This is a genomic window from Pseudonocardia sp. N23, assembly GCF_002583555.1.
Classification (GTDB): domain Bacteria; phylum Actinomycetota; class Actinomycetes; order Mycobacteriales; family Pseudonocardiaceae; genus Pseudonocardia.
The window spans coordinates 60,656-78,832 of sequence record NZ_BEGX01000029.1; the positions used below are offsets into that span (position 1 = coordinate 60,656).

The window sequence follows — 18,177 nt, forward strand, 5'->3', positions numbered from 1 at the left end:
CCGCGGCCGCGCACGCGGCACCGACGGACGGGAGTCAGCCCCGGGTGGGGGCCGGGACGGGCCGGTCGGCTCCGGAACGCTGCGCCGGGGCCGCGGGTGCGGTGGGCTGCAGGTGCAGCCGGGCGAACAGCAGCGCCTCGGCCAGCATCACGACGCGGTCGTGGCGGGTGCGGCAGCGCCGTGTGCTGATCTCGACGACGACGGTCCCGCCGGCCGCGGCGAACGGTCCCGCCGCGAGGCGTTCGCACACCTCCGCACACGGCTGCGCGCCCCGGCCCGGGACGAGGTGCTCGTCGCGGGTGTCGCCGCTGCCGTCGGCGAGATGCAGGTGGACCAGACCGTCGCCCATGCGTTCGAGCATGGCGAGTGCGTCGGTGCCTGCGCCCGCGGTGTGCGAGAGGTCGAGCGTGTAGTGGGCGTGCCCGACCTCGGTGGGGTCGAGCCCGGGCGCGTAGGGCACGGTCCGGATCCCGGCACGGACGACGGGCAGCATGTTCTCGACGGCGATCCGCACGCCGGAGCCCTCCCCGGCACGCCGGACCTCCTCCGCGAACACGTCGGCGTAGCGGCGCTGCCAGCGGAACGGCGGGTGCACGACGACGGTGCGCGCGCCGAGCTCCTCGGCGGCGGCGACGGAGCGGCGGAGGCGCTCGACGGGGTCGGGGCCCCAGACGCGCTGGGTGACGGCGAGGCAGGGGGCGTGCACCGCGGAGACCCCGACACCGTGCCGGTCGACGAGGCGGCGGACCGCGTCGACGTCCTGGCTGACGCGGTCGGACCAGACCATCAGCTCGACGCCGTCGTAGCCGAGGGCGGCGGCGATCTCGAAGGCCGCAGCGGCGGGCTCGGGGTAGGCCGAGGCGGTCGACAGGGCGACGGGCGGGGCGGCCTGCACGTCAGACCTGCTGGCGGGCCAGGACGAGGATGGCCGGGGAGACCGTGAGCAGCAGGCCCACGAGGACTGCGAAGATCGTCGTCCTGAGGTTGTCGTCGCGCAGCATGGCGCGGACCCCGAGGACGAGCGCGACAGTGACGAACACCGCGCCGGCCAGGGCGACGACGGGCAGGTGCAGCCACAGGAACGCGAAGCCGACCCACAGCCCGGCGCCGACGACGGCACCGCCGATCCACTGGGCGATGACCGCCGCCCAGGAGTGGGGTGCGGCCTCGACGTCGTCGATCCCGTCGAGGTCGTCGATCTCGTCGCGGGAGCGCAGCCCGGCGGGCCGGTCGCGGGAGCGGCGCGGTGGGGTGCGCAACGCCGTCGTGGCCTGCTCACCACCGCCGGGGAGGGCGTCGTTCTCGTCGTCGGGGTTGTCGGTGTCGTCGCGAAGGTCGACGGCGGCGCGGCGGCCGCCCGCGGGGAGCGCCGTGGTGCGGCCGGTCGCGTCGTCGGCGCCCTGGTCGGCGTAGTCGTCGGCGCCCTGGTCGGCGTAGTCGTCGACGTCGTCCGGGTCGAAGGGGGCGGCCTGCGTGGGCGGGCCGCCGTCGCCGCGGGGGTCGGGCCGGTGCTGCGGGTCGTCGGTGAGCGGGGGGACGCCCGCCATCGTGGGCGGGCCCCCGTCGTCGTCGCCGCGGGGCGGCCGGCCGGAGATGGGCCCGGTGTCCTCGTCGCTGCGTTCGACCCGCGGCATCTGCTGTGTCGGGCGCTCGGGGGCCCAGGGGTTGCGCCGGGAATCGGGACGGCCCTGCACTTCGGGAGAACGCTGCACGTCCGGAGAACGCTGCACGTCGGTACCGCGTTGGCCGTCCGGACGCCGGGGTGCCGGTGGGGCCGACGGGTACGTGCCGGTGCCCGACCCCGCGGCCTGCGGGGGGCCGAGCCGGCGGGGCTGGCGGCTCGGCTCGGAGGGCTGCGGCGGCGCGGGAACATGCGGGGCGGGCCGGGCCTGCTGCACCGGGGCCTGCTGCACCGGGGCCTGGGGCTGCAGCGACGCGGGCCGCACCTCGGGGACCGTCGCGCCCTCGTAACCGGAGCGGTGCGGCGTGGACCACTGCTCGGGGCGGGTCTCCGCAGGGACGTGACCACCGCGGTACGCCTGCGCCGCGGCGGCGTCGGGCGCGCGCCGCTCCGCCGCCGGGGCGCGCGGTGGGGTGCCGCGCTCGTCGACGGCGCCGTCACCCGCATCGTCGTCGCCCTCGCGACGGCGACGGCGACGACCGGTCGTGGAGCCTGCGTTCTCCGCCAGCAGCTCCGCGACCGTGCGCTGACGCGGGTGATCGGTGTCTGAGCTCATCCGGTACACCGTGCCCCGAACGGCGTCAAGCGTCCAAGCGTTCCTGGCGAGTCCTGCGCCGAACGGTCCGTCTGGGCCGACCCATCGAGCGTGTCGAGCCGCCGGAGGATCACTCCCTCCCGCAGCGCCCACGGACAGATCTGCAGGGTGTCGATCTTCAACGCACGCATCGCGGCCTCCGCGACGAGCGCGCCCGCGGCCAGCTGCCGCGACCGGCCGGGGCTCACGCCCTCCAGTTCGGCGATGTCCTCGCTCGACATCCGGCTCACGAACGAGACGAGCTGGCGCAGCGCGGCGTGGGTCAGCTCGCGGTGCGCGCGGGGGCCCGCGGAGTAGGGCACGGCGCCGGTGAGCCGGGCCAGCGAGCGGAACGTCTTCGACGTACCGACGGCCACGTCCGGCGTGCCCGCCTCGAGGAAGCGGTCGGCGACCCCCGCGAGGTCGGCGTCGACCTTCTCCCGCAGGACGGCGATCTCCGCGCGGGTGGGCGGGTCGGCCTCGAAGAAGTCGCGGGTGAGCCGGCCGGCGCCCAGGGGCAGCGACACCGCCGTCGACGGGTGCTCGTCACGTCCCGACGCGAGCTCCAGGGACCCGCCACCGATGTCGAGCACCGTCAGCCGGCCCGCCGACCAGCCGAACCAGCGGCGGACGGCCAGGAACGTGTAGCGGGCCTCGTCCTCACCGGGGAGCACCTCCAGCGCGACACCCGTCTCCTCCCGCACCCGGGCGAGGACGGTGGCGGAGTTGGTGGCGTCGCGCAGCGCGGACGTCGCGAAGGCCAGGAGGTCGTCGCAGTTCGCCTTCTCGGCAGCCTGGCGGGCCTGGTCGACGGCGCGGACGAGGGCGTCGGCACCGCGACGGCCCAGCGAGCCGTCCTTCTCCAGGTGCTCGGCGAGCCGCAGGGGGTTCTTGTCCGAGGTCATCGGGGTCGGGTGGCCGCCGCGGTGGGCGTCGACCACGAGCAGGTGGACGGTGTTGGAACCGACGTCGAGAACTCCGAGGCGCACCCGAGCAGGCTAGGCGTCACGACAGACCCGTGGCCGGATCGTGACCGTTCTCCCCCCACGCATCACCCGGTCGGTGATCTCAGGCGTCGAACTTGTACCCGAGACCGCGGACGGTGAGCAGATGGCGCGGCGCGGAGGGGTCGACCTCCACCTTCGAGCGGAGGCGCTTGACGTGGACGTCGAGGGTCTTGGTGTCGCCGACGTAGTCCGCGCCCCACACCCGGTCGATGAGCTGGCCGCGTGTCAGCACCCGGCCGACGTTGCGCAGCAGGTACTCGAGCAGGTCGAACTCCTTGAGCGGCAGCGCGACGTCGGCGCCGCCGACGCTCACGACGTGCCGGTCGACGTCCATCCGCACGGGGCCCGCCTCCAGCACCCCGCCGCCGCCCTCGACCTCGGGGCCGCCCTCGCCGCCACGGCGCAGGACCGCGCGGATACGGGCGATCAGCTCGCGGGCCGAGTACGGCTTCGTGACGTAGTCGTCGGCACCCAGCTCGAGGCCGACGACCTTGTCGATCTCGCTGTCGCGGGCGGTCACCATGATCACCGGGACGGCCGAGCGGGACCGCAGCGAGCGGCACACGTCGGTACCGCTCATGCCGGGCAGCATGAGGTCGAGCAGCACGATGTCGGCGCCGTTGCGGTCGAACTCCTCGAGCGCGGACTGGCCGGTCGTGGCCACGGCAGCCGTGAAGCCCTCCTTGCGCAGCAGGAACGCCAGCGGGTCGGCGAAGGACTCCTCGTCCTCCACGATGAGCACCCTGGTCATGTCATCCTCCAGCTCTTCCGGCGGTCCACGCCGGATCGGGCAGGTCGGTCGCGTCGGACGGGGCTGCGGCGTCGTCCCCCGGGGACGGGTGTGCGCCGGCGCGCACGGGGATCCGCATGGTGAAGGTGGAGCCCGTGCCGGGGCTCGACCACAGCGTGACCTGTCCGCCGTGGTTGGCCAGCACGTGCTTGACGATGGCGAGACCGAGACCGGTCCCGCCGGTGGCGCGTGAGCGGGCCGGGTCGACCCGGAAGAAGCGCTCGAACACCCGCTGCTGGTGCTCGGGCGCGATGCCGATCCCGCGGTCGGTGACCGCGATCTCGACGACGTCGCCGTTGCGCCGCCGCGAGACCGAGACCGACGCGCCCGCCGGGGAGTAGGCGATCGCGTTCTCCACCAGGTTCGACAGCGCGGTGACCAGCAGCGTCCGGTCGCCGTCGACCTCGAGACCCGAGTCGGCGTCGACGGCGATCTCGATCGACGACGCCTCCGCCGACAGCCGGGACCGGGCCATCGCCTCGCGCACGACGTCGTCGACCTCGACGGCCGCCAGCTCCGGCAGCCGCTCGGCACCGGTGAGCCGCGACAGCGCGATCAGCTCGGTGACGAGGTTCCCGAGGCGTGTGGACTCGTTGAGGATCTTGGTGACGAAGCGGTGCACCTCGGCGGGGTCGTCGACCGCGTCGAGCACCGCCTCGGCCAGCAGAGCGACCGCGCCGACCGGCGTCTTGAGCTCGTGGCTGACGTTGGCGACGAAGTCGCGCCGGGTGGCCTCCAGCCGCACCGACTCCGACGTGTCGGCTGCCTCGACGAGCAGGAAGCCGTCGCCGATCGAGCGGACCGTCGCCAGCACCGCCTCGGGGCGGCGGCCGCGATGGTCGAGCGGTGAGAGGTCGACGTGCGCGACGGCGCCGTCGCGCAGCACCCGTTCGCACACCACCCATGCGCGGGGGTCGGCCCGTCCGGCGACGACGACACCGAGGGTGATGGCCTGGTCGTTGGCCATCACGACGTCGCCGTGCCGGGAGATGACGGCGAGGCCCGCGCCGCTGGACCGGAAGACCCGGCGCAGCAGCTCGGCGAGGGTCGGCCCGGCGGCCGGGTCGGGTCGGACGGCGGCCTGCCGGGCGCGGCGTCCCCACCAGAAGCCGAAGGCCATACCGAGGAGGAGGGCCGCGGCAGCCGGCAGGACGTACGCCAGCACGTTCACGGCCGCATCGTAGGCAGTCCCACCACCCTCAGGACCAGCCTGGAGGGCCCGTCGTGACCCTCACGACCCTCCGCAACGAGACATTTCCGCTCTCGTTCACCGCTCGTTCACCCGGTCAGGGGTCGAGCGGTCGAGGGAATGCGGATCCTCCGGTCAGCGCCCCTGGTTCGCGACGGCCGTGATCGCCGCCGCCGCCGCCGACGGGTCGAGGTAGGTGCCGCCCGGGTTCGTGGGGCGCAGGTCGTCGTCGAGGTCGTAGCGCAGCGGGATGCCCGTCGGGATGTTGAGGCCGACGACGTCGTCGTCGCTCATCCCGTCGAGGTGCTTGACCAGCGCGCGCAGCGAGTTGCCGTGCGCGGTGACGAGGACGACCTTGCCGGCGCGGAGGTCGGGGACGATCGCCTCCTCCCAGTACGGCAGGAACCGGGCGACGACGTCGGCCAGGCACTCCGAGCGGGGCAGCGCGTCGCCGAGGCCGGCGTAGCGGGGGTCGCCGTCCTGGCCGAACTCGTCGCCCGCGGGGATGGGCGGCGGCGGGACGTCGTAGGAGCGGCGCCAGAGCATGAACTGCTCCTCGCCGAACTCGGCCATGACGGCCTTCTTGTCCTTGCCCTGCAGCGCGCCGTAGTGGCGCTCGTTGAGGCGCCAGTCGCGGTGCACGGGGATCCAGTGCCGGTCGGCGGCGTCGAGCGCGAGGTTGGCGGTGGCGATCGCCCGGCGTAGCAGCGACGTGTGCACCACGTCCGGCAGCAGCCCCTGTTCGACGAGCAGCTCGCCGCCGCGGCGGGCCTCGTCCTGCCCGAGGGCCGACAGTGCGACGTCGACCCAGCCGGTGAAGAGGTTCTCCGCGTTCCACACGCTCTGTCCGTGCCGCAACAGGACCAGTGTTCCCATGGCGGACAGCTTGCCAGCCCACCCGGACCGCCCCGTTCCGGACGGGGGCCGCGTCACGCGAGACGTTCGGCACCCCCGGCGGTGGCCCCGCCCGACGACGCGGCGCGCACGGCCGCGGCAGCCGCTTCGCGCAGCGGTCCGGCGCCGGGTTGGCCCGACATCCGGTCGAGCGCGGCGTCGCAGATCCCGCGCAGCGCGTCGACCTGTTGCCTGGTCAGGCCGTCGAACAGGTTCTCCCGCACGCACGCGACGTGCCCCGGCGCGGCCGACTCCAGCACGGCGAAGCCCTCCGCGGTGAGCTCGGCGATCGTCGAGCGCCGGTCGTCGCGCGCCGGTCGTCGCCGCACCCAGCCGGCCGCCTCCAGCTTGGCGACGGCGTGCGAGACCCGGCTCTGCGAGCTCTGGGTGATCGCGGCGAGGTCGCTCATCCGCAGGGAACGGCCCGGAACCTCGGAGAGCATGGCGAGGACCTGGTAGTAGGCGTGCGGCATCCCGGCGTCACGCTGGAGCTGGCGGTCGAGCGCCGCCTCGAGCAGCGCGACGGTGGCCAGCAGGGATCGCCAGGCCCGGTACTCCCCGTCGTCGAGCCAGCGGGGGTCGTCGGAGGTCACACCTTCACTCTAGCCCAAGAAGCTTGAACTCTCATGTTTCGACGCGTAGAGTCCTTGAAAGTTGAACATCAATCCTCCTGAGGAGTCCCCGTGCCGGTCCAGCGGCTGAACCACGCAGTGCTCTACGTCCGCGACGTCGACCGCAGCGTCGCCTTCTACACCGAGGCGCTCGGCTTCCGGGTCAAGGTGTCGATGCCCGGCCGCGCCGCGTTCCTGCAGGCCGAGGGCTCCACCAACGACCACGACCTCGGGCTGTTCGCCGTCGGCGACGGCGCCGGTGCGTCCCAGGCCGGCCGCTCGACCGTCGGGCTGTACCACCTGGCCTGGGAGGTCGACACCCTCGCCGAGCTCCAGCGCATCCAGGACGTCCTGCGCGACAACGGCTCCCTCGTCGGCGCCTCCGACCACGGGACCACCAAGGCGCTCTACGCCCGCGACCCCGACGGCATCGAGTTCGAGGTCAGCTGGCTCGTCCCCGCCGACCTCATCCCCGCCGACGTCCGGATGGCCACCCTGCCGCTCGACCTCGACGCCGAGCTCGCCCGCTACGGCGCGCAGACCTTCGGCGGCATCGGCGTCTCGGTCCCCGCCGCGCGCTGACCCCGTCCGGCGCCCGGCCCTGCCCCTGCCGCACGCTCCCGGTGCCGGGGTACTGCCCCTCGGCGCCGAGCTCGTCGGTGGCGCGACCAACCGATCCCGGCGTCCGTTACGTCCACTCTCCGGAGAGGGGAGTCACCATGACGACGACCGAGCGCGCACCGACCACACCGAGGGACGCCGACGACCCGGCACCGCGGGACCCGGCACCGGAGGCGGGCCCACCCAGGGTCCCGCCTGTCCCACCCACCCCGGCCGCGGCACAGCCCCGCCCGCGCAGGCCCCGGCGGACGCTGCGGATCGTCGCGCTGGTCGTCGCGGTCGCGGTGCTGGCGACGTTCGTCGTCGCGGCGGTCGTCGCGACCCTGTCGCCGTCGGGCAGCGGCGGCGGGTACGCGGTCACGGTGGACCGCGACTCCACGTCCTCGTCGTCCACCGGGTCCCCGGGCGGGTCCGCCGAGTCGACGACCGGGGGCGCACCCGCCGTCCCGCAGTCCTCCGACGCCGCCCGCGCCGCCGACCCCGGCACCCGCGACCCCGCCCAGGACACGACGGTCGGCCCCGACCGCGCCGTCATCCGGACCGCGACCGTCCGCATCGAGGTCGCCGACCCCGCCGGCACCGCGGGTGACGTGCGCGCCGCCGTCACCGCCGCGGGCGGCTACGTCGCCGACGAGCGTTCCACGAGCCGCCGCTCCGACCTCACCGTCAAGGTCCCCGCCGCGCAGCTGGACGCGTTCGTGAACCGCGTCGCCGGGCTCGGGACGGTCACCGAACGATCCTCGACGGCCCGCGACGTCACCGACCAGCTCATCGACACCGACGCGCGGGTCGCGGCGCAACGTGCGAGCGTCGACCGGGTCCGCGCCCTGCTGGCGCAGGCGAACTCGATCTCGGAGGTCGTCGCGATCGAGTCCGAGCTGACCAGCCGCCAGGCCGCCCTCGACTCGCTCGACCGCAGGCTCGCGGGCCTGCGGTCGAGCACCGAGCTGGCGACGGTCGACGTCGCGCTGGTGGAGGCCGGTACGCCCGCGGCCACCGACACGGGGACGGGCTTCGGCGAGGGTCTCGGCGTCGGCTGGGACTGGCTGCGCGGCCTCGGCGCGGGACTCGCCGCCGCCGCGGGCTTCGTGCTGCCGCTGCTGCCCGTCGCCGCGGTGCTGGTGCTGGCCGCGTGGGGCGTCCGCCGCATCGTCCGGGCGCGCCGCCCCCGCCCCGCCGCGGCCGGCCCCACCGCAGGCCCCACCGCTGGAGGACCCGCCGACTCCGCCCCCGCCGACAGGACCTGACCACCCCCTCCGCCGAGCACGCGCAACTCGGGCCCTGCCCCCGCAACCCGGCGGGAACGCCCGCGACGCGGCGGGAACGGGACCGTCAGGTGAAGAGGTGCTCGAAGGCGCGGAGGTTGGCGAGCGACTCACCGCGTTCGGAGCGCCACGCGTGCTCGCGGCGGATCGACGTCGCGAAGCCGAGCTCGAGCAGGGTGTTGAAGTCGCCGTCAGCGGCTTCGAGGACCTGGCCGAGAATCCGGTCGAGCTCCGCGGCGGTGATCGCGTGCAGCGGGACCCGGCCGATCAGGTGGATGTCGCCGATGCGGTCGAGCGCGTAGTGCACCCCGTAGAGCCGGGCGTTGCGCTGCAACAGGAAGCGGTACACCCCGTCGTGGTTCTCGTCGGGCTGGCGACAGACGAAGGCCTGCACGAACAGGGTGTGCTCGCGGATGAGCAGCCAGCACTGCGTCTGCAGCCGGTTGGTGCCGGGCAACGACGCCAGGAACTCACCCCGGTCGCGGCGGGTGTGCTCGACCTCGAGGTCGCGCAGGGCGTCCTCGATCACGGCAGCGGGGTCGCCATGGGGAACGGGGTCGGTCATGGTGGTCGGGTTCCCCGCTCAGCCGTCGCCCACACCGGCGAGTCCGTTCCCGGCCCTGGCGAACGCGGCGGTGGCACGCTGGGTGAACTCCGCGCCTGCCTCCGTGTAGGTGGCGAGCAGGGCGTCGGTGGTGCGATCCCACGAGAACCGGCGGGCGTGGGCGACGGCGCCCGCGGAGAACCGTTCGCGGCGGAGCCGGTCCAGGGCGACGGCGGCGAGCGCATCGGCCCAGTGCGCCGGGTCGTGGCCGTCGACGAGCAGACCCGACCCGCCGTCGGCGACGGCGACGGGCAGCCCACCCACCGCCGCGGCCACCACGGGCGTCGCACACGCCTGCGCCTCCATGGCGACGAGCCCGAACGACTCGTTGTGGCTGGGCACGGCGACGACGTCGGCGGCGCGGTAGACGTGCACGAGGTCGCGACCGTTCTGCGGGGGCAGGAAACGGAGCACGTCGTCGAGCCCGAGGGCGGTGCCGAGCTCCTGCAGCGCGCGGGGTTCGGCGAGCCCGCTGCCCGACGGGCCACCCGCGACCAGCACGACGAGGCGGGACCGCAGCGACGGGTCGCGGCGCAGCAGCTCGGCGGCGGCGCGGAGCAGCACGTCGGGGGCCTTGAGCGGCTGGATGCGGCCGACGAACGCGAGGACGACGGCGTCGGCGGGGATGCCGAGCCGGGACCGGGCGATGCCGGCCGAGCCGGGGGTGAACCGGTCGAGGTCGACGCCCGGCGGGATGGTGACGGTCCGCAGCGGGTCGGCGTTGTAGAGCTCGACGAGCTGGCGGGACTCGATGTCGGTGTTGGTGATGAGCCGGTCGGCCTCGGCGACGACCTGGTCCTCCCCGATGACGCGGACCATCGGTTCGGGCGGGTCGCCGTCGGCGAGCGCGGCGTTCTTGACCTTGGCCAGGGTGTGGGCGCTGTGCACGAGCGGGACACCCCACCGGTCGCGGGCGAGCCAGCCGACCTGCCCCGACAGCCAGTAGTGCGAGTGGATGGTGTCGTACCAGCCGGGTTCGTGACGGGCCTCGGCGCGCATGACGCCTGCGGCGAAGGCGCACAGCTGGGCCGGCAGGTCGTTCTTGCCGAGGCCTTCGTAGGGGCCGGCGGCGAGGTGGCGGACGACCACGCCGGGCGCCATCTCGACGACGGGCGGCAGGTCCGACGACGTGGCCCGCGTGAAGATCTCGACCTCGACGCCGCGGCGAGCCATCCGCTGGGCGGTCTGCACGATGTAGACGTTCATCCCGCCGGCGTCGCCCGTTCCGGGCTGTTCCAGCGGCGAGGTGTGGACCGACAGCACGCAGACCCGGCGCGGACGCGCGGGAAGCGGGCCGCCGCGGCGATCGCTCACGGGGTTCTTCCTAGCATGCGACCGCGTGGTTCACCCATCGTCGGATCCCCGCTCCGGCTCGGTGGCGAGCAGCCCCACGAGGGCACGCAGCGGGTCGGTCGCGTGCCAGCGTCCGTCCGCGTCGGGCCAGGCCGCGACGGCTCTGCGGCCTGTGGCGGGCCGCCGCAGGTCGATGGTGAGCTCGTCGTGGACGACGAGGTCGCCGGCCGGGACGGGGACACCGACTGTGTGGCACGCCACGATCACATCGGGCAGAGCGGACCAGGCGACGACGCGGCCGGGGCCGGGGTCGAGCACCGCGTCGACGTAGTCGGAGGCCAGCGGGAGGTCGAGCAGCTCGGCGAGGGTGCCGGGGTCGCCACCGGCGACGAGCTCGTGGGCGGGCAGGACGGCGGCGAGCCAGGGGGCGTCGAGGACGACGACGTCGTCGACGGGCACGACGCCGCCGTCGAGGACGCGGATGCGGTCGGGCAGGTCGAGGGCGGCGGGGTCGGCGCGGCCGTCGGCGACGGCGTCGGTGAGCGCCTCGTAGGCGGCGAGGACGACGGCCGGGTCGGGGGTGCGCGCGGGGTCGGCGAGGCGGTCGAGGAGGTCGGCGGCCGCGTCGGTCCCGTCGACGGCGAGCCCGGTGCGGACGCCGATCGCGCGCAGGAGCGCGTCGTCGACGCCGTCGGCGGGCGCAGGTTCGTACAGGGCGGCGAGGTCGCCCGCCGACGGGAGCCGCCAGTGGCCGGGCGCGCGGCCGCCGAGGACCACGTTGCGGCGCAGCCACCAGCGGGTGTGCCCGTCGGTGAGGACGGCGGCGCGGGTGTCGCGGTCGGCGCCGAGCAGGGCCAGGGCGCCGGCCCAGGCGTCGTCGTCGACGAGGTCGAGGTCGCGGACGGCGGCGACCCGCGCGGGCGGGGCGTCGAGGCCGTCCCACCAGAGGTCCTCGTCGTGCAGGTCGTGGTCGGGGCCGAGCGGTTCGTCGTCGACGACGAGGACGAACCCGTCGAGGACACCCGCAGCGACGAGGGCCTCCCGCGGGTACTGCCCCGCGGTGTCGGGATGCAGGACGCCGACCGGCGCGTCGGGGGCGAGCAGCGGACGGATCGCGGCGTCGGGCAGGACGAGCTCGTCGGCGCGGGCGGGGTCGCCGTGCTCGTCGGGCAGGGCCAGCGCCCCGAGCCGCTCCCCCGCGCCGCCCGCCACCAGGCCCAGGACGAGGCGGACCAGCGGCGCGGTGTCGAGGCCCGCCTCGGCGTCGTCGACGGAACGGTCGACGGCGTCGCGCAGGGCGGGCAGGCCCAGCAGCGACGCCGGGTCGGCCGGGGTGGCGCCGAGGCGTTCCAGCAGCGGGTGCGCGGCGGCCGGGTCGGCGAGGTGCAGGCCGGGCAGGTCGAGCCCGGCGAGGAGGTCGGCGGTGTCGTCGACGGGGATGACGACGCTCGCGGGTCCGGCGACGGTGCGCCCGTCGTGGAGCGGGACGGGCAGGGCACGCAGCTCGTCGAGCAGGCCGGGGACGGTGTCGGTGGCCGGGGCGAGCGCCTCGTAGACCGCGTGCCACCAGGTCGGGGGCTGTTCCAACGGGAGCAGCCGGTCGGCGAGCGCGGCCGGTCCGACGCGGCGCATGCCGAGCTGGTCGAGTACGGGGCGGGGAACGCCGTCGATCGCCCCGGGGTCGGCGAATGCGCCGGCCGGCGGCGCGAGGAGGCGGGCGAGCGGACCCGCGTCGGGGAGGTCCAGCCACTCCGCGCGGCGGGCGACGAGCTCGTCGCCGTCGGCACCCGGCAGCCACTGCCCGTCGCGCAGCGCGGCGACGACCGCCTCCCGGAGCGCGGCGTCGGTGGGCGACTGCGGGAACCCGGGGACGGGGACGAGGCGGACGCGGTCGGCGGCGGGCACCGCGCGGACCAGGTCGAGGTAGGCGGGGCCGGCGGCGGCGAGGACGCGGCGGGCCGCGGCGGTGTCGCGGACGCGGCGGCGGTCGGGTTCGAGCGGGACGGTGGCGACGAGTCGCGCGGGCAGCGACAGCCGTTCCTCCGACGGGGTCGGGGCGTGCAGGACGTCCGTGGCGACCGGAGCGGGACGTCCGTCCCGCTCCAGCGGGAGTGCCCAGGTCAGCGACCAGTCGCGGCGGCCCCGCTGCTCGACGGCCTGGGTGCCGGCCTCGGCGTCGTCGAGGGTGCCGGTGGCGCGGGCGAGCAGCCAGGCCCGGTCCCCGACGCGGACCCGGCCGGCTCCCTCGTCGACGCGGGTCACGGTGCTCGCTCCGACCGTGATCTCCACCAGGCCGGGCAGGGCGAGCAGCAGGTCGGCGGCGGCCAGGCCGGTCAGGTCGGGTTCGACGTCGAACGGCAGCCGCACCTCGGTGTCGAACCCCGGTGGCGGCGGTTCCTCCTCGACGGGCCACGCCAGGCGCAGCACGGGCAGCTGCCCGGCACGGCGGGCCAGCTCGGTGGCCGGTCCGGGCAGGTCGGCGACGGCGGCGGTGGTCGCCGACGCCGAGAACCGGACGCCGTGGCCGTCGTGGGTGACGACGCGTGGCTCCCGCGACACCGCCAGCACCGCGGCGAACCCGACACCGAACCGGCCGACGGACCCCTCGTCGTCACGTTTGGCCGACGCCCGCAGCGACGCCAGCGCGGCGACCCCGGCGGCGTCCAGCGGTGCGCCGGTGTTGGCGACGCGCAGCTCACCGGTGCCGTCGACGGAGACGACCCGCACCAGCACGCGACCCGGGACCCCGGCGGCGCGGGCGGCGTCGGCGGCGTTCTGGGCGAGCTCGACGAACCACGCCCCGGCGTAGCCGCCGAGGAGCAGGTCCTCCTCGGCGTTGGCGTCCTCCCGGAACCGGGTCGGGGAGGACGCCCACGAGTCGAGGACGGCGGCGCGCAGCGGCCCGGTACCGAACGGGTCGGCCGTGGGGGGCGCGGTCAGGAGTCGGCCGGCTCCAGCTCGGCTGCCGGGGCCTCCTCGTCGGCGCGCGGAACCGTCTCGAGGTCGACCCCGTCGTCGAACACCAGGGCCGCCACCTGCACCGGCGAGCCCTGCTCGACCGCGACGTCGGAGTGCGCGCCGCAGCCGAACTCGACGGCGACGACCGCCCCGTCGCCGGGTGAGAACTCGTTGGCGCACACGCCGAACCCGCCGCGCAGCGACCCGGCGAGCGGCATGAAGAACCCGCAGGTGCCGCACACGCCGGGGGCGGAGCGGGCCATCGCGGCGGCGGGCCCGTGCGGGCCCTCATTCCAGCGGACCGCCGCCTCGGCGCGGCCGAAACGGGAGAGCACGCGGGTGCGGCCCAGCCCGATCTCGACGGCGACGTCCTCGACCGCGGGATCGTCGCTGGCGACGTAGCCGGGGACGAGCCGCTCGTCGTCGGCGGGGGCGGGCAGCAGGTCGCCCACCCCGAGATCGCCGGGGCGGACCCGTTCCTGCCAGGGCACCCAGGTCGGCGCGACCAGCGCGTCGTGCCCGGGCAGCATCACGACCTCGCTGACCGTGGCCGGCTCGCCCTCGCCCGCCGAGGCGAGCGTGACCGCCCAGCGCCAGCCCCGGTAACCGGGCCGGGTCGCGGCGAAGAAGTGCGTGTAGGCCTCGCCCTCGGCGGCACCACCCAGGTGCTCGCCGACGGCCACGGCCGCCTCGTCGGGGCCCGCGTCGGTGGCCGCCTCCTCGACGGCCGCCGCCCGTGCGAGGTCGATCGCCCGGTCCGGCGGGCGCAGCGCCTCGCGGCCGGCGGCGCCCTCGTCGTGCGTCGGTTCGTCGCTCACCCGCGAGATTGTGCCACCCTTGCCGATCGTGATCGTCCGCCGTGCGCTCCTGCTGGTCGCGGTGCTCGCGATGGCCGCCTGCGGCGCGGCCCGACCGGGCCCGCCGGCGCTGCGCGCGCAGGTCCTCGGCGAGCTCCCGCACGACCCCACCGCGTTCACCCAGGGGCTCGAGCTCGACGACGGCGCGCTCTACGAGGGGACCGGCCTCGAAGGCCGCTCCCAGCTGCGCGAACTCGACCCGGCCACGGGTGTGCTGCGCCGCGCGGCGCCCCTGCCGGGCAGGCTGTTCGGGGAGGGGCTGACGGTCGTCGGCGACCGGATCTGGCAGCTCACGTGGCGCGACGGTGTCGTCCTGGAATGGGACCGGGCGTCGCTCACGCTGCTGCGGCAGGTACCGATGAGCGGTGAGGGCTGGGGCCTGTGTTCCGACGGGCCGCGCCTCGTCCGGTCCGACGGGACCGATCTGCTGCGCTTCCACGATCCGGTGACGTTCGCCGAGACCGGCTCGGTCCGGGTGACGCTGGACGGTCGGCCGCTGACGCAGCTCAACGAGCTGGAGTGCGCCGACGGGCAGGTGTGGGCCAACGTGTGGCAGACCGACCGGATCGTCCGCATCGATCCCGCCGACGGCCGCGTCACCGGGGTGGTCGACGCCGCCGGGCTGCTGCCTGCCGACCGCCGCGCGGGCACCGATGTCCTCAACGGGATCGCGTCGCTGGGCGGCGGCGAGTTCCTGGTGACGGGCAAGCTGTGGCCGACGATGTTCCGGGTGCGGTTCGTCCCCTGATCCGGGTAGCACCGACGTCGGCGTGCCGGGCAGGGCATGAGCCACAATGAGCACGTGGCACGGACCGGTTCCTCGGACTCCCGCGAGCCGCGGCGCGGAAAGCGCCGCCCGTGGGTCTCCGGCGGTGCCGGGAAGGACGCCGGGAAACCCGCGCAGCCCCCAGCCCCGGAGGAGCCTCCGGACTGGGCCGGGAGGCGTCCCGACGCCCGGCCCGCGCCCGCTCCCTACGAGCCGACGGTGCGCCGTCGCTACCCATGGCACGACGATCCCGACTACGACCCCGCGGCCTACCGCCGCGCCCCGGACATGCTCGACGGGTACCCGACGACGCCGGCCGAGCCCCGTCCCGACCGGGTGCGCGAGCCCGGCTGGGCGGGCGAGACGGTCCCCGAGCCGCCGCGCCTGACCCCGCCGCCTGCGCAGGGCTTCCGCGGCGCGCCGCCGCGCACCCCGCCCGGTACACCGCCGCCGGCTCCCGCACGGGGCACGCCGGTCCCGACGCCGTCGCAGGGCATGCCCGCACCCCCGGCCCGGCCCGTACCCCCGGGCGACACCGCGCCCCCGACGTACCCCGCGCCGCCGACGTACCCCGCGCCGCCGACGCCGCCCCGCGGCGCCGCCGCGTACCCGCCGGGCCCGTCCCCGGAGGACCGGCGTGCCGCCGACCCGCACGTCGACCAGGCCCCCGGCCCCGACGAGCCCACCCGGCAGGCGACGGGCCCCAAGGCCCCCCGCAAGCTGACGGTCACCCGGGTGGCGGCGATGCGCACCAAGCAGTTCGCGCAGGGCGGCATCCGCACGTTCCACCGCGCGGCCACGGCCGACGGCGCCGACCGCTCGGGCCTCACGGCACTGACCTACGCGACGATGATGACCTACGCCGTCGACGCCGCGGTCACCGTCGCTCTGGCCAACACGCTGTTCTTCGCCGCCGCCACCGCCGAGTCGAAGTCGAACGTCGCCCTCTACCTCGCGATCACCGTCGCCCCGTTCGCGGTGGTCGCGCCCGTCATCGGGCCGATGCTCGACCGGCTGCAACGCGGCCGCCGCGCCGCGCTGGCGGTGTCCTTCGCCGGCCGGGCGATCCTCGCCGTCGTCATGGCGCTGAACTACGAGAACTGGCTGCTCTACCCGGCCGCGCTGGGCACGCTGGTGCTGTCCAAGAGCTACATGGTGCTCAAGGCGGCGGTCACCCCGAGAGTGCTGCCCGAGACGATCGGGCTCACCACCACCAACTCCCGGCTGACGACGTTCGGGCTGGTCGCGGGCGGTGTGTTCGGCGGCATCGCGGCCGGTGTGGCCTGGGCGTTCGGGTCCCCGGGGGCGCTCTATTACACGGCGGCGCTGGCAGTCGTGGGCGTCTGGCTGTGCGTGCGCATCCCGCGCTGGGTCGAGGTCACGGCCGGCGAGGTCCCCGCAGCGCTGCGCAGCACCCACCGCGGCAAGCGCAGGCCGATCACCCGCGGTGTGCTGACATCGCTGTGGGGCAACGGGTCCATCCGCATCCTCACCGGCTTCCTCGCGCTGTTCGTGGCGTTCGTCGTCAAGGCGCAGACCGAGGCCGACCCGTCACGGCAGCTGTTCCTGATCGGCATCGTCGGCGCCGCGGCCGGAGCGGGCGGCTTCATCGGCAACTTCGCGGGGTCGCGGGCCACGTTCGGACGCACCGACGCCGTCGTGCTCGGATGCATCGGCGCCGTCGTGTGCTCGACGGTGGCGGCCGCGGTGGTCCCCGGCATCTGGACGGCCGCGATCGTCGGCCTCGTGGGCTCGACGGCCAGCGCGCTGGCCAAGGTGTCCCTCGACGCCGTCATCCAGCGCGACCTGCCGGAGGAGTCACGGGCCTCGGCGTTCGGCCGCTCGGAGACGGTCCTGCAGCTGGCCTGGGTGTTCGGCGGCGCGTTCGGCGTCCTGCTGCCGCACAGCACGTTCTGGATCGGGTTCGTCGTGGTGTCGTGCCTGGTCACGCTGTCCGGCATCCAGACGGCGCTGGTCGCCCGCGGCCGCACCCTGATCCCGGGGCTGGGCGCGCGGGAGGCACGCGTCGACACCCCGTCCATGGCTCCGACCGCGCACTCATAGGCTGGTGGGGTGCCGCGTCGTGTCCTGGGGTTCCTGCTCGTCGCCTGCGCCGTGCTGCTGGCCGGGTGCGGCGGTTCGGACGCGCCGCCTCAGGTGACGTTCACCGTCGCAGGCCAGGACCGCACCACGGGGCCGACGCAGTGGTGCGACCTGAAGGTCACCGACTGCACCGGCGACCCGGCCGCCGAGGTCCACCTGGGGGTCACCCCGGGCACCCCCGTGCAGGTCGCGGTGACCGAGGGCCTGTCGTCGACGCCGTGGCACGTGGTGTTCAGCTACCGCGGCGCCGACGGCCAACAGGTCGACGGGCGCAGCCCCGTGTTCGCGGCGGGCGCGCAGAAGGGCTACACCCTCGAGCTGCCTGCGCCCACCGACCAGCTGATCACCGCGCAGGTGCAGGCCTTCGGCGTCCCCTCGGCCGACCCGCAGACCGGCCAGGGCGAGTTCCTCATCCGCGGCAGCTGGGTGCTGGTCAGCGACAAGTGACGCGCCCCGGTCGGCCCGTCAGGGTGTCGGCCCCGGCTCTCAGCCGTCGAGGTCGCGCGCCACGGCGCGGACGACCTCCGCGGCGAGCTTCGACGCCTTGCGCTCCGGGTACCGGCCGCGGCGCAGGTCGGGCTGCACCTTGCTCTCGAGCAGCTTGATCATGTCCTCGATGAGGCCGTGGAGCTCCTCGGCAGGCCGGCGGGTGGCCTCCGCGACCGACGGCAACGCGTCGACGAGCTTGACCTGCAACGCCTGCGGGCCGCGTCGGCCCTCGGCCATCCCGAACTCGACGCGCTGGCCCGACTTCAGCGACTCCACACCCGACGGCAACGCCGCCTTGCGGACGTAGACGTCCTCCCCACCGTCCTGCGAGAGGAAGCCGAAACCCTTTTCGGCGTCGTACCACTTCACCCTGCCGGTCGGCACCCTGCTCACCCGTTCCTCGATCGTCATCACGCGGTCGTCGCGGAGTGGATCTCACGCCCGCACGACAAACGCGCCCTGCTGCTGCTGGTCC

Annotated in this window: 17 protein-coding genes; 5 read left to right on the top strand and 12 right to left on the bottom strand. The window is 75.3% G+C overall.

Annotation, left to right across the window (positions count from 1 at the left end):
• Window positions 1–34 precede the first annotated feature (34 nt).
• From TOK_RS09450 to TOK_RS09485, 7 genes are all read right to left on the bottom strand, one after another.
• Window positions 35–895, bottom strand: a complete 861-nt coding sequence (locus TOK_RS09450) for a sugar phosphate isomerase/epimerase (protein WP_098957429.1) — start codon at window positions 893–895, stop codon at window positions 35–37.
• Between the two features lies 1 nt (window position 896).
• Window positions 897–2,237: a hypothetical protein gene (locus TOK_RS31590; protein WP_141566328.1), complete on the bottom strand. Its 1,341-nt coding sequence runs from the start codon at window positions 2,235–2,237 to the stop codon at window positions 897–899.
• A complete protein-coding gene (locus TOK_RS09465; protein ID WP_098957432.1) occupies window positions 2,234–3,244 on the bottom strand; it encodes a Ppx/GppA phosphatase family protein in 1,011 nt (336 codons plus the stop codon). The genes TOK_RS31590 and TOK_RS09465 overlap by 4 nt, the downstream gene beginning before the upstream one ends.
• 79 nt (window positions 3,245–3,323) lie before the next feature.
• Window positions 3,324–4,013, bottom strand: a complete 690-nt coding sequence (locus TOK_RS09470; RefSeq protein WP_098957433.1) for a response regulator transcription factor — start codon at window positions 4,011–4,013, stop codon at window positions 3,324–3,326.
• Between the two features lies 1 nt (window position 4,014).
• The gene (locus tag TOK_RS09475) at window positions 4,015–5,223 is read right to left on the bottom strand and encodes a sensor histidine kinase (protein WP_374754874.1); all 1,209 of its coding nucleotides are present in this window, start codon (window positions 5,221–5,223) and stop codon (window positions 4,015–4,017) included.
• A gap of 153 nt (window positions 5,224–5,376) precedes the next feature.
• On the bottom strand, window positions 5,377–6,126 hold the full coding sequence (locus TOK_RS09480; protein WP_098957604.1) for a phosphoglyceromutase: 750 nt from the start codon (window positions 6,124–6,126) through the stop codon (window positions 5,377–5,379).
• Window positions 6,127–6,170: 44 nt separating this feature from the next.
• Window positions 6,171–6,728 carry a MarR family winged helix-turn-helix transcriptional regulator gene (locus TOK_RS09485; protein WP_098957434.1) on the bottom strand — a complete coding sequence of 186 codons (558 nt, stop codon included), beginning with the start codon at window positions 6,726–6,728 and terminating at the stop codon, window positions 6,171–6,173.
• A gap of 90 nt (window positions 6,729–6,818) precedes the next feature.
• Between TOK_RS09485 and TOK_RS09490 the strand changes: the two genes are divergently transcribed.
• Entirely contained in the window at window positions 6,819–7,328 is a 510-nt protein-coding gene (locus tag TOK_RS09490; protein ID WP_098957435.1) for a VOC family protein, read from the top strand.
• 137 nt (window positions 7,329–7,465) lie between these two features.
• Window positions 7,466–8,614, top strand: coding sequence for a DUF4349 domain-containing protein (locus tag TOK_RS34680; RefSeq protein ID WP_098957436.1), 1,149 nt, complete (start codon window positions 7,466–7,468; stop codon window positions 8,612–8,614).
• Between the two features lie 85 nt (window positions 8,615–8,699).
• Here the strand turns inward: TOK_RS34680 and TOK_RS09500 are convergent, their stop codons facing one another.
• Genes TOK_RS09500 through TOK_RS09515 form a run of 4 tightly spaced genes read right to left on the bottom strand, consistent with a single transcriptional unit; the run spans window position 8,700 to window position 14,305 of the window.
• A complete protein-coding gene (locus TOK_RS09500) occupies window positions 8,700–9,197 on the bottom strand; it encodes a YbjN domain-containing protein (protein ID WP_098957437.1) in 498 nt (165 codons plus the stop codon).
• Between the two features lie 18 nt (window positions 9,198–9,215).
• Complete coding sequence (gene mshA, locus TOK_RS09505; RefSeq protein WP_098957438.1) at window positions 9,216–10,550, bottom strand: D-inositol-3-phosphate glycosyltransferase; 1,335 nt, start codon at window positions 10,548–10,550, stop codon at window positions 9,216–9,218.
• 30 nt (window positions 10,551–10,580) lie between these two features.
• Window positions 10,581–13,469 carry a sacsin N-terminal ATP-binding-like domain-containing protein gene (locus TOK_RS09510; protein ID WP_374754881.1) on the bottom strand — a complete coding sequence of 963 codons (2,889 nt, stop codon included), beginning with the start codon at window positions 13,467–13,469 and terminating at the stop codon, window positions 10,581–10,583.
• Complete coding sequence (locus TOK_RS09515; RefSeq protein WP_098957440.1) at window positions 13,466–14,305, bottom strand: DUF3027 domain-containing protein; 840 nt, start codon at window positions 14,303–14,305, stop codon at window positions 13,466–13,468. Before TOK_RS09515 ends, TOK_RS09510 begins: the two co-directional genes overlap by 4 nt.
• A 28-nt stretch (window positions 14,306–14,333) precedes the next feature.
• On the opposite strand from TOK_RS09515, the gene TOK_RS09520 reads away from it, so the two are divergent.
• From TOK_RS09520 to TOK_RS09530, 3 genes are all read left to right on the top strand, one after another.
• On the top strand, window positions 14,334–15,092 hold the full coding sequence (locus tag TOK_RS09520) for a glutaminyl-peptide cyclotransferase (protein ID WP_253258281.1): 759 nt from the start codon (window positions 14,334–14,336) through the stop codon (window positions 15,090–15,092).
• Between the two features lie 513 nt (window positions 15,093–15,605).
• On the top strand, window positions 15,606–17,174 hold the full coding sequence (locus tag TOK_RS09525; RefSeq protein WP_374754882.1) for an MFS transporter: 1,569 nt from the start codon (window positions 15,606–15,608) through the stop codon (window positions 17,172–17,174).
• A 9-nt stretch (window positions 17,175–17,183) separates the two neighbouring features.
• Window positions 17,184–17,660: a DUF2771 family protein gene (locus TOK_RS09530; protein WP_098957442.1), complete on the top strand. Its 477-nt coding sequence runs from the start codon at window positions 17,184–17,186 to the stop codon at window positions 17,658–17,660.
• A gap of 39 nt (window positions 17,661–17,699) precedes the next feature.
• On the opposite strand, the gene TOK_RS34885 is transcribed toward TOK_RS09530, so the two are convergent.
• Window positions 17,700–18,086 carry a cold-shock protein gene (locus TOK_RS34885; RefSeq protein WP_098957606.1) on the bottom strand — a complete coding sequence of 129 codons (387 nt, stop codon included), beginning with the start codon at window positions 18,084–18,086 and terminating at the stop codon, window positions 17,700–17,702.
• Window positions 18,087–18,177: the final 91 nt, after the last annotated feature.